This is a genomic window from Planctomycetaceae bacterium (assembly GCA_041398785.1).
GTDB lineage: Bacteria > Planctomycetota > Planctomycetia > Planctomycetales > Planctomycetaceae > JAWKUA01.
Genome location: JAWKUA010000001.1, coordinates 406,098 through 422,000, shown reverse-complemented (window position 1 = coordinate 422,000; position 15,903 = coordinate 406,098). Strand labels below are relative to the sequence as shown.

The 15,903-nt window shown below is 59.5% G+C and carries 8 protein-coding genes; 2 read left to right on the top strand and 6 right to left on the bottom strand.

The annotated features are described in order from the left end of the window. Positions 1 to 132: 132 nt before the first annotated feature. Complete coding sequence (locus tag R3C19_01620) at positions 133 to 1,500, top strand: cyclopropane-fatty-acyl-phospholipid synthase family protein (protein MEZ6059039.1); 1,368 nt, start codon at positions 133 to 135, stop codon at positions 1,498 to 1,500. Between the two features lie 64 nt (positions 1,501 to 1,564). Here R3C19_01620 and R3C19_01615 read toward each other — a convergent pair whose 3' ends face one another. The 6 genes from R3C19_01615 to R3C19_01590 form a co-directional block, all read right to left on the bottom strand. Next, on the bottom strand, positions 1,565 to 3,001 hold the full coding sequence (locus R3C19_01615) for an ATP-binding protein (GenBank protein MEZ6059038.1): 1,437 nt from the start codon (positions 2,999 to 3,001) through the stop codon (positions 1,565 to 1,567). A 544-nt stretch (positions 3,002 to 3,545) separates the two neighbouring features. Next, on the bottom strand, positions 3,546 to 4,880 hold the full coding sequence (locus R3C19_01610; protein MEZ6059037.1) for a Gfo/Idh/MocA family oxidoreductase: 1,335 nt from the start codon (positions 4,878 to 4,880) through the stop codon (positions 3,546 to 3,548). 174 nt (positions 4,881 to 5,054) lie between these two features. Further along, complete coding sequence (locus tag R3C19_01605; GenBank protein MEZ6059036.1) at positions 5,055 to 6,935, bottom strand: hypothetical protein; 1,881 nt, start codon at positions 6,933 to 6,935, stop codon at positions 5,055 to 5,057. A gap of 3 nt (positions 6,936 to 6,938) precedes the next feature. Next, positions 6,939 to 8,603, bottom strand: coding sequence for an ABC transporter permease subunit (locus tag R3C19_01600; GenBank protein MEZ6059035.1), 1,665 nt, complete (start codon positions 8,601 to 8,603; stop codon positions 6,939 to 6,941). Continuing rightward, the gene (locus tag R3C19_01595; GenBank protein ID MEZ6059034.1) at positions 8,600 to 9,643 is read right to left on the bottom strand and encodes an ABC transporter ATP-binding protein; all 1,044 of its coding nucleotides are present in this window, start codon (positions 9,641 to 9,643) and stop codon (positions 8,600 to 8,602) included. The genes R3C19_01600 and R3C19_01595 overlap by 4 nt, the downstream gene beginning before the upstream one ends. Positions 9,644 to 9,704: 61 nt before the next feature. Next, a complete protein-coding gene (locus R3C19_01590) occupies positions 9,705 to 12,194 on the bottom strand; it encodes a hypothetical protein (GenBank protein ID MEZ6059033.1) in 2,490 nt (829 codons plus the stop codon). An 803-nt stretch (positions 12,195 to 12,997) separates the two neighbouring features. Between R3C19_01590 and R3C19_01585 the strand changes: the two genes are divergently transcribed. Then, a complete protein-coding gene (locus R3C19_01585; GenBank protein MEZ6059032.1) occupies positions 12,998 to 15,808 on the top strand; it encodes a hypothetical protein in 2,811 nt (936 codons plus the stop codon). Positions 15,809 to 15,903: the final 95 nt, after the last annotated feature.

Here is a 15,903-nt window from a genome sequence, read left to right as displayed (position 1 = left end):
GAATCATGTTCAAGAGCAGCGGACCGACGGCGCCGCCGAGTTGACGCAGACCATGTGCCGTTACAAGCCTGGAACGACACGTCGCGCGGTCACCGGGGACAGAAGGGAATCGAACCCAGGAAGGCGAACACGATGTTCAGCAGGAATTCACGATCCCGACGACAGATTCTGTGTGCCGTTGAGCTATTCGACTACCTGCGCACCCGGTTGAATTCGTCGGTATCGATTCGATTGTGGGACGGAACCGTCGTGCCGCTTGGCGAGAAGGTGGTTCCTGGTTTGGAGATCGTGATCCGCAGCCCCGGCGTTATCGGGACACTGCTTCGGAAACCTACAGCCGACACGGTATTGCGATTGTATGCGCGGGGTTCGATCGACTATTCCGGCTCTGACCTGGTTACGCTCATCGAGACGGCTCGTGTCAAGAACAGCCGCCGGAAGACTCGCAAATTGCCGCTGGGGCTGATGGCGAGATTCGCCGCATCCTTCCTGACGGCGCGCGGTGAGGATACGTCGGTACGGCACCGCTACTCCGGCGACGAAACCGGGCTCAACCGGCAGCAGGTCGAAAACCGGGACTTCATTCAGTTTCACTACGACCTCAGCAACGATTTCTACAGACTGTTTCTCGATGAACAGATGGTCTATAGCTGTGCCTACTTCCGCGACTGGAATGAATCTCTGGAACAGGCTCAGGTAAACAAACTGGACATGATCTGCCGGAAGCTGCAGCTTCGTGAAGGAGAACGTTTTCTGGACATCGGCTGCGGCTGGGGGGCGCTTATCTGTCATGCGGCCGAGCACTACGGCGTGCGGGCACTTGGCATCACGCTTTCGGAAGAGCAACTGATTCTGGCAAGGCAGCGAATCGCAACGCGCGGACTGGGTGATCTTGTGGATGTCGAGTTGTGCGACTACGCGGACGTCGAAGGTCCGTTCGATAAGATCGCCAGCATTGGAATGGTCGAGCACGTCGGCATCGACAACATGGCCGGCTACATGCGCAAGGTAAGTTCGCTGCTGCCTGATCGCGGGATGTTTCTGAATCACGGAATCACGCGGCCCGGAAAGATGTCCGACAGGGCGTTCCGCAGGATGTCACCGGAGCGGCGCCTGCTGGCAAAATACATCTTTCCGGGCGGCGAACTGGATCATCTTGGGCACATGGTACAGTGCATGGAATCCAGCGGATTCGACGTCCACGATGTTGAAGGCTGGCGGGATCATTATTCGCTGACATGCCGACACTGGTGCCGGCGGCTGGAAGAAAACAAAGACGCTGCGATCGCTTTTATTGGCGAAGAAAAGTACCGCATGTGGATTTTGTATCTGACCGGATGCGTCTTTGCTCTGGGTGACGGCGGTGCTCGCATCTATCAGACGGTCGCCACACGCCACGCGTCGCGCGGCGTGTCCGGCATGCCGTGTACCCGGGAACATCTGTATCGCGTCGGGCCGCCGGCGGCTGCGCCGAGTCAGCCATATCGACGCGCGGCGTGACGAAATCACAAGGCAAAATTCGCTGTCGGCGTGCTCAGCCCTGATGGTCGGTGGCCGGTTTGAATTACCCGGCTGCGGGTCGAATCGGTGCGGAGGCTGCGGACAGCAGGATGCGGAATTCTGTTCCTGAACTGTCCGATCTGACGAGTTCGATCGCTCCGTCGAGTTCGTTTTCCGCCAGTTGACGGCAGACGAACAGGCCCAGTCCAGTCCCCGTCGACTTTGTCGTGAAGTATGGCTGAAAGATGCTTTGCTGAGCTTCTGGGGGGATGCCGTGCCCTTCATCTTCGATTGAAATCGTCACGAGCGCCCGGCCGGAGGTATCAGGTTCGCCGATTGCAGTTGTGACTCGAATCGACGCGCCTTCGTCCGTTGCGTCGAGTGCATTCAGGACCAGATTCAGGACAACCTGCACCAACTGATCATAGACGGTCCTGATCGGCGGCATATCCGGCGCGAGGTGGACTTCGACCCTCTTGCCCTTCCAGCGCTTGTAATACTTGGCGATGCTGAGGGCGTTGTTGATTGCCGCGTGAATGTCAACAACGGTGACGTTTTCGTTAGCCGGACGACTGAATCCGACAAGTTCTCCCAGAATCCGCTGAATTCGCCGCAACTGGCCGGAAACGATCTCCAGCCGTTCATGGATGTAGTCATCCTGAATGCGGCGTTTCAGCATCTGCACGATGGAACTGATGGACGCCAGCGGATTTCCGACTTCGTGGGCGATGCCGGCCGCGAGCAGTCCGAAGGCGGCCTGCTTTTCCTGCTGCACGAGCAGCGCCTGCGATTCCTGCAGAGCTTTGGTGCGTTCGCGAATACGGTGTTCCAGCAGAGACTGATTCTCGCGAAGCTCTTCGTTGAGTTCCCCGAGCCTGCGTTCGGCCATTTTCAACAGCCCGGTCAGCGAAATAATCGCCCACGTTGTCCAGCCGAGAAACACGAGTGTCAACAGCAGCACAACCGTGTCGCCGCGACCATTTTCGGTCGAGTTCAGTCCCAGAACCGTGTAGCTGAGCGCATGAAGAACGAATGTTGTAAAAGTCAGCGATGGTGGATGCCGAATGGCGCAGACAAGCAGCGACAGGAAATAGTAGAAACGAAAGGGACTGTCGATGCCCTGGTCAAAATAGCAAAGCAGGCCGATAAACAGTGCTTCCATGACTGAGACGAGGATGCGGAATTCGGCCAGAAAGACCTTTCCCCGCAGACTCCACCACGTGTCGACGATCGCGTACACAGCGCCAAGTGTCAGAATCGTGTTGAGTTCGGCCTGGCGCCCACCGCGGTCCGCCGCTTCGAAAATATCACCGGCGTTAGCCAGCAGGTAACCAACGACCAGGCCGAACCATCGAATGCGCAGCGTAATGGACTCGGCGCGCAGTTCGCGCCGAATGGGGCTCAATTCCGCCGCGACGGCGGCTTCAAGCTGTGGGATCGTCGGCTCAGCGGACAGCGACGCCGAATCCGGCGGCGGCGATTCGAATTGGGACTCAGACATCAGGACGCCACGCCGGGTGCAGGTGAGTACAGTTGGCCGCGAACACGCATGCGGCCGCCGACATCACCGGAAAACCAATAAGAGACACGGACGGGTCGATCCGTGGCTCTATGATTGCCAATTATTGCAGTGGGCCATCCCTCAGGGTCCGCAACAGCCCGCGCTTCATTCGCCGGATGGCGATTCAGAACTGGCTGGCAATCACCGGCGGCGGCCGACGCCGCAGTAACTGGCTAGTGCCTTGTCCATCGTGTTTTGATGTGTGCCACCGGCTGTGCCAGTGTGTTCAATGTTGCAGAGCACTGGCACGGCCAGTGGCACACGACCCATCGATTTATGCCTGACGAAACACTAGCGCTTCGGCAGCCGAATATTGATGGATTGGATGGTGGCTGCAATCGGGCGCGATTCGGGAGGCGAGGTACGCGTCGAGCGGATTCCCCAACGGACATCGCGTGGTACGCGCGGCTGAACAGGCGCCTCGCCCTCCCAAACAAACGTCCGATCCCACATCTTCACTCATCAGATGACGCGTGACAGACCACTAAAGGACTTTTGTCTCGCCTGGCATCGGGATGTTGTAGGTCAGGTCTTCGTTCGGCAGCACCGGCGGCTCGTCAGTGAAACTATGGTAGTTTTCGACGGGGGAAATTACCTGTTCGGAGTTGTAGCACTGATCCCATGTCAGTTCAGCGCCGCTGTAGCTGCACATACGGCCAAAGATCGCAGTCATCGTGCTGTGAGCACCGTACTCACCTTCGTTCGGACGTTTTCCGGCCCGGAAATCGGCAAACAGGTCGTGGTGTTCCTGCTGGTGACCTCCGCGACCGCCGCGTCCGTAGCTCCACGCCTCATTGCCCTTCGCGTCGAAGATTCTGGCGCCGCCGATGTGACAGGAGCCTTTTGTGCCGTGAGCGAACTCATCCACCATGTTCCAGCAGTTGTTGATGTGCCGGCACTCGCTGAGCATGACGGTATTGTTCCCGAAGGGTGTTTCACCGTACGTAAACTCAATCATGTGGTGGTCGTAGATTTCACCGAATTCCTTTCCGGTCCGAACCTGCCGACCGCCGACTCCCTGACCCTTGATCGGGTGAGTTCCCATCAGCCAGTTAATGACGTCGATATTGTGGATATGCTGTTCCACGATATGGTCACCGCACAGCCAGTTGAAGTAGTACCAGTTGCGCATCTGATACTCCATTTCCGTCTGACCTTCTTCGCGGGGTTTGACCCACAGGTACCCGCTGTTCCAGTAGGCTCGCGCGGCAACGATTTCGCCGATGGCTCCGTCCTGCAGCCGCTGGATCGTCTCCATGTAGGCTCGTTCATGCCGGCGCTGCAGTCCGATCTGGACCAGCAGGTTCTTCCTCTTCGATTCCTCGACGGCCGCCATGAACCTGCGAATTCCGGGAGCGTCCACGGCGACGGGCTTTTCCGCGAAGATGTGTTTACCGGCCTTTACGGCAGCCTCAAAGTGCAGCGGCCGAAATCCCGGAGGTGTCGCGATAAGTACAACATCGATGTCCTGTTCCAGCACCTTCTGGTACGCATCGTAGCCGATGAACTGGCGCTCTGCGGGTACATCAACCTTTTCCTTATGAGCTCGCTGCAGCGTCTGCAGACTTCCCTGCAGGCGGTCTTCGAAGACATCGGCCATCGCGACCAGTTTCGTCGGGCCCTCGGTGTTCATCGCCTGTTCCGCAGCACCGGTACAGCGACCGCCGCAGCCGATCATTCCCAGACGAACCGTCTCGTCAAAGCTGACGTGAGCCGCCTGCACGGCGCTAAGACTGCTGAGCGCCGCTCCTGCAGTCACGGCGGCGGACGACGACTTCAGGAAATCCCGGCGGGACGAATTGCTGTTCTGGTTCGACATAGTGCTGTTCACTCCAACTGGAAAATGCGATCGAACGGTGCTGGCTGGCCGGATGTCCCGGCCAGTCGGCGATGTTACGGTGCTGACGCATTCACCGCAAATCAGCAGACAAAAAACCGGCAGGCAACGGACGCGGTGACGTGAACCGGGAATGTGTCCGACAACCGTCCGGGATTACTCAGCCTTGCCAGCCAGCGTCCCTTTGTATGGCGCCAGAATCCAGAACCCGTGTTGATGGTTGGGATGTTCGGGAACCGGCATTTCGGGTCCGCCGATGATGGGCATGGTAAACCTCACGGCCTGGCCGACGATGCTGAAGGTGTGAAATCGATCGTGAGCACGCTGAAGGTCGTCGACGTACCCGCGTCCATTCATGCGGCCGATGGCCATCACGGAAATGGCTCTCACGCGATCGTCTTCGGGGTTCAGCGGATCGTCGTCGAAGATTCGCTCCAGATACGCCTGGATCAGGTCCGGGTCCGGATTGCCTTCCTCGAAAAATCCCAGCGCCCATAGTCCGGCAGCACGTGCGACGTGAGCGAGTCCCGAGCCCTTGTTGTACTGGTCCTTTGTGAGACCATAGACCTTTCGCTGGCGAGTCAGTCCGGAATGCTGAAACAGGTGCGTCATCTGCTCATGGATGCCTCTGGTCAGCGCTTCGGACCATGTCTGGCCCTTCATCAGTTCACGCTGAGCAAGCGTGATCTCTGCGATTTCCTCCGACAGTTCGTGACGCGGCATCAGGTGCAGCACCCAGGCGGCCGTGACCATGACTTCCGCCTTTTCATGCAGAAGCAGCGGAACGCAGTCTTTTTGAAAAGGCGGATGCTTTAATTGTCCAAGGATCAGCAGGGATTGTTCCAGACGCTGCCAGTTACTGTCGCTGTCCGTGAGTGCTCGACCGGCCCGCAGCAGAATTCCGTCGCGCAGTTCGGGGTTGCTGTCAGTCAGCTCCACCAGTGACCGTCGTGCCGCGTTGCGTACACCGATGTGAATGTCCGCCAGCATTCTTTGCAGGCCTTCACAGTGCGGCTCCGACGGAAACTTTCGAAACATGCGAACGGTGACAAATCGCACGTTGGCTTCCGGATGCCGCCATCCTTCGTCCAGCCGGTCCAGCAGGCGTTCCGGGCTAAGTGTTTCCAGTGTCTCCCAGGCTTGTGATGCGACGGCCAGAGTTTCGTCGCCGCACATTGTGTGCAGCAAGGTCAGAGCGGCATCGCTTTCGGCGTCACCCAGCAAAGCCACTGCCATCAGACGTTCGGGGATGCCGCCGGATTGGTATTCCGTCGCCAGTGTGATCGCGTCGTCGTGAGCCAGCCGGGCAATGGCAGCAGCGGCCGCGCGACGAACGGGAAACGGATTCTGTGAGTTCTGAAGCACGTTTTTCAGCACCGGCACTGAATCCGTCACTTGAAGAGATGCAAGTCCCTGGCAGGCCAGACGCACCGACAGAGTTGTGAAGTCGCCGATGTTTTCCACGCGCTGCTTCCAGATGGGAACTGCAACAGGTGACTTCCAGCGAGCCAGTGCGGTTTCGACACTTTCGGAAATGTCCTGCCATTCCGGAGTGCAAAATGCCAGCAGATCCGTGTCGGCAGCCGAGATTTCCATGGCACAAAGCGCGAGTGCGCAGGCTCGCTTCAGATCACGATCGGGCGACGTGTTCATCAGCCGCTGAATATCGGAAACGTACGCACTTGTGTCCGCGTATTTGTTGACGGCAATTCTGCGCAGCGAATACACGGCTTCCGCCTGAAGGCCGGCTTCGTACTCACCAGCCAGCAGGCGTCCAAACGTCTTCGGGAATTCCTCGCCGAGGTAGTAGAGTGGTTCCGGAAGCGACAGGTCGGGTTCCAGAAACATCCGTTTGGGAAGGTTATTGAAGCGAGCGATATCCGGCAGAACGATCTCGCCGGTAAATGCCAGAGCATCATTGTCGGGAATGTCGGGTGCCGACGGTCGCGGCGACGGCGCATCCTGAGCGGCGACTGAGGCCGTCGGCATTATCAGTGCCGCGGGCAGAATCAGAAATCGACAGAGCAGCGTGTTCATCAGTCAGTCCGCGCGGGCGAGTTGCCAGGTTCGAAAATGCAGAATCACCAGCAGAACCGCCGACAGCGCGCCGGCGGCCCACCAGGTTGCGGGTACCAGGTTGTAGTCTTCGAAGCCTTCGACCCGCATCGCGTTCAGTGCTCCGGCCATGGGATTCAGCGTGAGCACGCGTTCGACAAAGGAATGACTGAACGGTGATTCACGATTCAGCCATACAAGCATGGTGCCGCCGAGCAGGCCGATCAGAATTCCGTAGGCCACCGTCGTCGCGGCGGCGGTTGTTCGAAAAAAGCTGCTGACCGTGGCGCTGATCAGCAGGCTCAGTACCGCCGTGAAGACCAGGCAGATCAATACCTGCGCCACCTGTTCCCGCATCACGGGTTTGATCACCATGATGATTGCGTAGCCGGGAAGCGAGGCACACAGCACCAGCACCAGCGTAATTGTCACACTGATCAGCTTGCCGCGAAGGATGCGCGCGGCGGAAAGCGGAGTTGCCCGCAGAAGATCCCATCCGCCGGTTTCCAGTTCGCCGGCCAGCATGCCACCGGAAAGACCGGGCGTGAACAGCACGATCAGGCCGACCTGAGCGATGATGATAATGCCGCCGATCTTTTCGACGCCCCAGTCAATCGTTCCGGCCGTTGTCGCCAGAGTCAGCAGCAGCGACAGCACCGCACACCCGGCAATCAGACGCAGCAGCCAGTGCAGTCGTCCGAACTGGCGGCTGCGGAACTCCTTCATCATCACAGGATTCAAATAGAACGGGATGCCCGCCTTGCGTTTCTGCGGGTCCACCAGAAACGTCAGACGTCGCTGAATCTGAGCTCCCCTGGAAAGTTCGTCGGTAATGATTCCCTGCGACCGGGAGCGGTCCATCAGCGAATAGTTCAGACGCTGGACGCACCACACACTGCCGACAACCACAAAGATGCTCGTGGCGATCAGCCAGGTACGAACGAAGGTTTCGGCCTGCATCAGCCCGATTCCGCCGATCGCGGACTGTCCCACAATTTCCTGAACGGCCGGAACCGCCGAAAGCTGACGCAGCCAGGTCGCTGCCGTCGCCAGGTTGCCGACGCCGCCCTGCAGAAACTGGTGGGGAATCACCGTGACGATCGTCAGTGCAAACGTCGCTCCGTAGACCCAGCGAAGTCCCGATTCCGGCGTGCGCGCAAACGTGCCGACCAGCAGCCCCAGCACGACAAGCTGCAGGCACAGCATCAGCAACACCAGATACAGAATCGCGACGTCGCCGCGAATGGAAATTCCTCCCATTGCATAGCAACAGGACATCGCCGGAGTCGTCACGACCAGCAGCAGGACCGCGAAGCCCATCAGAGCCAGCAGTTTGCCGAAGTAGATTTCCGTCCGTCGCAACGGGGAATTCAGCAGAAGTTCCATCGTCCCGCGACGGACTTCGCGGATCAGGCCGGTTGCGGGAAACGCGGGAACCACCAGCAGCACAGCCAGCAGCATCGCATACGCCAGACCTCGAAACGCCTGGCCCGCCTGAACGCCCGCCAGGTCGGCCGTCGCCGATGACGGCCACTTCAGATAAACAGTGACCGCAAAGGAAAACGCGACGAAGAACAGAACCCACAGCGCCTGCCGAGTCCGCAGGAGTCCGGGAAGTTCGCGTTCCACAATGACCAGGCTGCCGTTCATACCGACGCCTCCTGCGCGGCCGGTGCCATTTCTGAATCGGATGTCGCCGCAGCAGTGTCGACCGGTTCCGCATCGGATGCGGCAGCTTTGGTGGCCGAAATGAAGGCTTCTTCCAGGTCTCCCGCGACTTCGCGGAACTGCGTCATCACCTGGCCGGCGGAGGCGAGTTTACTGAGCAGTCCGGCCAGTTGTTCTTCCGTGGCAGAGGTGCGAAAGCGAACGATCGATTCCGCCTGCGAGACGGTAACTTCGCATTCCGGTTCCAGCGTCGAGCGTACCTGCGACGCGACGTCATCAAGCTTGTCCGCGCTGAGGAATTGAGCTTCCATCGTGCGCCGCTGAGAAAGCTGCCGGGTGACTTCGTGAAGTGTGCCGAACGCGCGCAGCCGGCCTCCGGCTACGATCGCCACACGATCGCAGATCCGCGACAGCTCCGGCAGAATGTGGCTGGTCACGATCAGAGTCCGCCCGTCGGCGGCCAGCCGCAGCAGGATCTCACGCATTTCGATGCGAGCCTGAGGGTCCAGTCCGTTGGCCGGTTCGTCCAGAATCAGAACTTCCGGATTGTGCAGCAGCGTGCGGGCGATCCCGATGCGCTGCTGCATGCCGTGGCTGAGACTTTCGACATAGCGGTCCTGCATCCACGTCGAGTTCGTGGTTTCCAGAACTTCGTCGATGCGAAGTCGGCGTTTTCGCCGGGGGATCCCAAAGGCGGCGCCGAAGAAATCCAGATACTCCCGGACTCGCATGTTGTCGTAGGAACCAAACCGGTCCGGCATATAGCCCACCAGCCGCCGAACTTTGCGTGCGTCGCGAACGCAGTCGGCACCGGCGATTTGAGCATTGCCGGACGTCGGCAGCGTCAGGCCCACAAGAATCCTGATGGTGGTGGTCTTGCCGGCGCCGTTCGGGCCGATAAATCCCAGAATGTCGCCGCGGTTCAGAGTCAGATTCAGGTTGTCCAGGGCGACAAACTCACCGTAGCGTTTCGTCAGCCCGGAAATCTTCACCACGGGGTCTGCTGAGTTCGGTTTCGTCATGAGGTTCGGGATCTCAAGTTCAAAGTTCGTTGAAGCGGAACAGAACGCCGGTCCGCCGGGATCACTCAATTCTCTGCCCCTGCAGCGTCAGCATCAGACGCTCGATCTTCCAGGTGTCGTCGCGTTCGCCTTCTGAGACCCCGTCGCTGTTGACGACTTCGGCGTCGCCCACGGAGAGTTTTATCAGGACATGGCCGCCCTGTTCGGCTTCCCGCAGCAGGTCGACGGGGAGTTCCAGGGTGAACAGTCCCACGGGGCTATCCAAAGTCTGAACCAGTTGCAGCGTTTCGCGGGTTCCGCAGGACACGTCGACCTTCCGCAGCCCCGCGCGGATTCGCAGATCCAGTCTGGCGAAATCACTCTGAAACGGCTGGCACACCTGGGGAATAGAGAATTCCAGAAGTAGGTTCGCCGAGCCTTCGGACGCGTTCCACACACGGTTCCGGTTACTGAACGCGGAGCCGATGCCGCCGTACTTGTCCAGCACCGCACGGTACGGCAGCATCGTCGGCGGAATCGTGATCCTGGTATTGACCGGCGGCGATGTCAGTTTCAGCGGCTGAACCAGCAGACTGGATGCCTGCTGCCCCATTTCACCGGCTGCAAGCGACATCGTCGACGGCAGCGAATCGGACCAATACAGCAGGCTCAGTTCATTCGGAAACACTTCCGTTCGCGGATCGTCATTGAAGACTTCGGAGTAAACGGAGGCTCGGGAAAGCTGGTCGTCGGACAGCAGTGTCGTGATGCTGAATTGCTGCGACGACAGCACGTCGGCAGGAGTACTGTGAAACGTGCCGTCATCGTCAAACGTGACGGCCATCCGGTCCGGCGACAATCCGGCCACCACCGCGTCTTCAGGGGAAAACGTCGACGCCGTGTTGAGTTTTCCCGTCAGTCCGTTTGCGTCAAACGTGGCGACCGCCTGTGACGGCTGGTCCAGCCGCAGCAGTGACTGAGTTCGATAATTTCGGATTCCCGTGGGCTGTGTCAGGTTCTGCCATTCCGAAACGCCCCGTTCGGTCCACACCAGCCGGTGAATTTCTCCGCCGGACTCTTCTTCCGGCGGATTCATCAGCGCGTAATCCGTCAGACGAATGTCGAGAGTTGAGGGTTCCGGGCAATACACGGACGCGACTCCGTCCATCGCCAGCGTCGTCTGTCCTGGCGCCACGAAGATGACGTCCTGCCGAATGGCCGTCTCACCGGCCACATTTCGCGAAGCGGATCCTGCCATCATCGCGGGAACGGCGGCGGCGATCGCCAGCACGGGAACCAGCCACAACATTACCGCGGCTTTCTCGCGCCGGAAGGCAACCAGCCCGACTCCCAGTAGAGCCAGCGTGAATCCGAACATCACAGACGCGGCGAATCCGGCTGTCGGCACGGAATAGCCCACGCGATCGGCGGCGACTTTCGACAGAACTTCGCGACTGACCAGCGGCGGAGCTTCCGGCTGGACAAAAACCGCTTCGCGAATCTGTTCGCTGTAAGTCGTGATCCGGCTGCCGACCGGCTGGCCCGCAGAATTCAATTGATCCTCGATGTAGATTTCGGGGGACATGAACGAAAGCAGAACCTGTCCGCGGCCGAGCGGCAATTGCACCAGCACCGGCCATCCGTCCATCGACCAGTGGACGTATCCGGTTTCGATCATTGTCCGCAGCAGTCGCACCGGTTCCTCAAACTCGCGGTGGACTTCGCGGACCGGATAGCGAGTCTTCAGCGAATCGGGATTGATGACCAGATCGATCGTGTTGGTGGTCGTCGCATCGATCACCGTCAGCGGAAACGCATCGCCCAGCAGCGCCGACACAACCTCCGGGCCGGTCTGGTCGACATGAATCAAGACCTTGCCGCCGCGCTGAATCCAGACGCGAGTCGCATCGCACGCTTCCGGAAAATGATGCAGGTCCGACGCGGAAATCACCAACTGGCTCAGGAGGTCGAATGCTTCCGGATATCCCTGGATCTTGTCGGGATTCAGCAGAACCTGCATTCCCGGAGTGCCCGCCGCTTCCCGCATCAGAACGTTCAGGTGCTCGACGATGGGACGTTCCCGCAGGGATTCGGTATCCGTCGACAGCCAGCCGCAATAGCCGCCGCCGGATGCTGGATTGATCGCGGAATTGCCGACGGACACTGTGCGAACAACTTCTTCCGCCATCCGCCGCTGCACCAGATTCTGGTTGTCGCTTCCCTGCAGGACAACGTAATCAAACTGCAGCATTTTCTCGTCGGTAGGCCAGGTGAAGACCGGCCAGTGACATTGCCTTACGACTCCCGCCGGCACATGGACGCGGCGAGCATACTGCAGTCCGCTGCTTCCCCTCGGCGTGACAACAATTGTGGCTTCCTGATCCGTGTCAGACTTGTTCGCGACGTCCGCCTTGATCATCGCCCACTGGCCGCCAACCGCGCGTTCCGCACCGCCGATACTGACGATGACCGAGACTTCCTTTGACTCCGCACCTTCAACTTCGCAGACACAGCAGGCCAGCAGACTCAGGCACAGCAGGACCGGCCACTGGTCATTACGAATTCGCATCATGGGAAAGGATGGTCCGGAGGCGTTGTCGACGGGAAACAGGCTGCACGGGCAGGTTTCACATTCCACACGGAAGCCGCCTGCCAGGCAACCGAAGACTGCGATTGAGTTCGACAATCACCAAAGATCGCCCCGGCATTTCCCCGGCGCGCGAAAGCCGGTGTGCAAAGGCCGGCGCGCGAAGGCCGGAGTGACCCGGTTGCGCACTGCCGCACGCAAACATTTCCCGTGACGCGATTCTTGTGGACGCGGCGGTCGGTCAATGTGTCGACTCGCCGACGGCTTCGTGCGGACGACTCACGGAAGGGAGGCTTCCGTCTCTTCGCAGGATCTGTGCGTACGACGGCACTTTGGTCCGCTTTACACCGGGTAACCGGATCGCCGTCCCGTCGCACTCGTCGCAGTTCCGGCACATCATCCAATCTCCGACAAGGCGTCGGCATGCTTTGTCCGAATATCGTGCCACGTAGTAGTAGCCCGCATGGGATGGGCAGCCGTTCAGTCCAGGTCCGGCCGAAATGCGAAGCCGCTTTCAATTCAGTGGCATCGTGCTTTCGCAGTCTCTAGTCTCTTCAAAGCTATACCGCGAGCGGGGCAGAATGAGACATTCGGGCTCGCGGGAGTAAGAAGAGCGAAAAATATCGGCGTCCGGCGCGGCCAGTATAAGAGCCACGGGCGGGGGCTGAGTTCAAACGAGCCCTCTTCATTTGTTGCCACTTGAGCACACCGGAGGAGTCATGACTCGGCCATCAGGCGCGCCGTTCAGGCAGAGGGTCCGATCACTGCAGTCTGTCATCAGTTCGCTGATGACGCGTCAGAAAGGTCCTCGCGGATGGAGGCGCGTCGGTCGGGAGACGTACCGTGCGGCGGAGATTCTGGAGGACCGCACGCTGCTGGCCGTTGACGCATTTGGTCCCGTTGTCGACGGATATGCGACGGACACGAATAAGGACGGAACATTTCCCGATCTGACAACGACCGCCGGAAACATCCGAGTGCGCGACTATCCCACGTCGGCCGGATATCCCGGTGACGACCGCGGCCTGTTGGAATTTGACGTCAGCAGCCTGGGCGCCGGACTGACCATCGACGCAGCGGAGTTTCGCCTTCAGCGAAACGCGGGATATGGCGGCAACCCTGTCGTTGACGTCTTCAGCTACTCGGCGGACGGTGCCCTGACGTCTTCTGACGCGACCGGTCCGGCGACGCTGGTGGCGACGTTCACGATGGGCAATCCTTCGAGCTATACCGTGCAACTGGACGCCGCGGAGATTCAGTCGCTGTACGACGCGTCCGGCCGTATCGGAATTCGCCTTTCGATCTCACCCACATCAACCGCGTTTGGGTTCGGGATGTACAGCAATGAAGGAACGCCGGCGAGTTTTCCCGAGTTTGAACCAACGCTGACGCTGACCACATCCGGCTCTGCGGTGCCGTCGCTGCGCGTCACCCTTGACACGACAACCGTTGCCGAAACAGCAGGAACCGGCGCGGTCAGCGGAATCGTCGAGCGGCTGAATGCGGACACGTCAGCGGATCTGACAGTGACATTGTCGAGCAGCGAACCATCCGAAGCCGTTCCCGCACTCACCAGCGTGACGATTCCGGCGGGTTCCGCGTCGGCTCCGTTTGCCATTGATATTGTCGACGACACTTTGCTGGACGGTGACATTCCGGTAGTGATTTCAGCGGCCGCCTCCGGACTGGCGAGTGGTTCCGCCGGGCTTTTGGTCACCGACGCCGAAACCTTCGTTCTGGTGGCGGCAGAGTCACCAATCGTCGAAAGCGCGGGAACGGGCGCGACGTCGCTCACGATCACGCGGACAAACACCGACATTTCGCAGCCGCTGACGGTCACATTGACGGAAACCAGTTCCCGCCTGGATGTTCCGCTGACCGCCACGATCCCTGCGAATGAAACCTCTGTGGTTGTCCCGGTCGACGCCATCGATACCGAGATCGTTGACGGCAACACGTCCGTGTCCGTCAAAGCGAATGCTCCCGGCTATCTGCAGGGAGCAACGACGATTGTTGTACTTGATGACGACGGGGGCATGATCCGTCCCGGCAATATTCTGGTCGCCGTCGATGATCGCTATGTGCGTGAATACAAGCCTGACGGAACTCTGATCCAGACCTTCGACCTGAATCCGCTGGGAACTCAACTGCGCGACGTGGTTGTCAACGATCAGGGCGATATCGAAGTCATTAACGGCAGCAGCGTCCTGACAAATATCGACGTTGTGACGAAGGCCACAACGAACCACACCGATCCGGGCTGGGGCACCGGAGGCAACATCTTTTCCGGCGGTGTTGCGAAGTTCGGGCAGTACCTTTATGTCAGTGACACAGGCACATCGCGCGGCGTGATTCGCTTCGACACCGCGAATGGATATGCCGTCGACCGCGCCGACACCGCGTTCGACATCTTCGACGTCACCATTGGACTCGACGGAAACCTGTATGCGCTGGAATCCGGAGGCGGCGGCGACCAGGTCGCCGTAATCAATCCGCTGACGATGCAGGTGCTGAACACGGTGACTCTGCAGTTCACAACACACTATGGCATCGCCGTCAACGCCGCAGGAGAGATCTTCGCCACGGGCTGGGAGCAGGCCCTTTACAAGTACAATTCGCAGGGCCAGCTCATCGACTTTCTGGTCACCGGATATCCGCTGAAGGACATCGACATCGATGCGACGGGACGGATTGTCGCCGCCGGAAGTTCAACTGCGATTCCGTATGGCTATGTCGTCACCACCAACGAAGACTTCCAGGCGGTGGAAGCGTTTTCGGTGACGACCGGTCTGGAAGTCTTTGTGGGCTTCGCCGACCCTGACGCCTCCGTGGCCATTCCCGTCGTAACACCGTCCGGAACGCCTGCGACGCTGACGGAAAACGGTTCATCAACGTCGCCGGTGTCGGTGATCATTGATCCGGGTTTGACTCTGACCGACGACAGCGACGTCATGACGGGAGCCGTCGTCAGAATCACCGGCAACTACCGGAAAGGCCAGGATTCGCTTTCCGGGTTTTCCCAAAATGGAATTCTGTACCAGGGCTTCAGTTCCAAAACCGGTGCCATCACCTTCAGCGGAACAGCAACTGTCGCCGATTATCAGGCGGCCCTGAGTTCGGTGCGTTTCTACAACAACAGCAATAGTCCTGACACCAACCCCCGGACCATCACGTTTTCCGCAATCAACGAAGGCTGGATTGGCTCCGCCGAAACAACGGTCAACGTAGTTTCCGCCAATGACCAGCTTCCAACAGCCGCCGACGATTCCTACACCGTCGATCAGGACGGTGTTCTGACGCTCGCTCCGGTGGTCACCAGTCTGTTGACGCTTCAGAGTGATTCGGGAGAATATGTCGGACAGGGCAACAACTACACGCTGACCACCGGGACTCTGTCGATCGCCCAGCAATACGGCACGTCGGGAGTGAGATTTAACTACTCCGGAACGACGGACTGGAGCCTGAACTTCTGGGCGGACGCAGGGTCTCTGGCGGTGGGCAGCTATCCGGTCGCGACTCGCAACGGCAGCAACGGCTCACGCGCTGCTGGATATCAGCGGCAATGGGCGCGGTTCCACGCGTCACGTTGGCTCATTTGAAGTCCTCGAAATCGAATATGACGCCGCGAACATTCTGATTCGCTTCGCGGCGGAATTCGTGCAGTACACGGAATCGAGAACTCCGGCGCTGCGAG

Excerpts from the sequence above, each read along its gene's own strand:
- R3C19_01620 (MEZ6059039.1), top strand. The coding sequence starts at position 133 with ATGTTCAGCAGGAATTCACGATCCCGACGACAGATTCTGTGTGCCGTT.
- R3C19_01615 (MEZ6059038.1), bottom strand. The coding sequence starts at position 3,001 with ATGTCTGAGTCCCAATTCGAATCGCCGCCGCCGGATTCGGCGTCGCTG.
- R3C19_01610 (MEZ6059037.1), bottom strand. The coding sequence starts at position 4,880 with ATGTCGAACCAGAACAGCAATTCGTCCCGCCGGGATTTCCTGAAGTCG.
- R3C19_01605 (MEZ6059036.1), bottom strand. The coding sequence starts at position 6,935 with ATGAACACGCTGCTCTGTCGATTTCTGATTCTGCCCGCGGCACTGATA.
- R3C19_01600 (MEZ6059035.1), bottom strand. The coding sequence starts at position 8,603 with ATGAACGGCAGCCTGGTCATTGTGGAACGCGAACTTCCCGGACTCCTG.
- R3C19_01595 (MEZ6059034.1), bottom strand. The coding sequence starts at position 9,643 with ATGACGAAACCGAACTCAGCAGACCCCGTGGTGAAGATTTCCGGGCTG.
- R3C19_01590 (MEZ6059033.1), bottom strand. The coding sequence starts at position 12,194 with ATGATGCGAATTCGTAATGACCAGTGGCCGGTCCTGCTGTGCCTGAGT.
- R3C19_01585 (MEZ6059032.1), top strand. The coding sequence starts at position 12,998 with ATGACGCGTCAGAAAGGTCCTCGCGGATGGAGGCGCGTCGGTCGGGAG.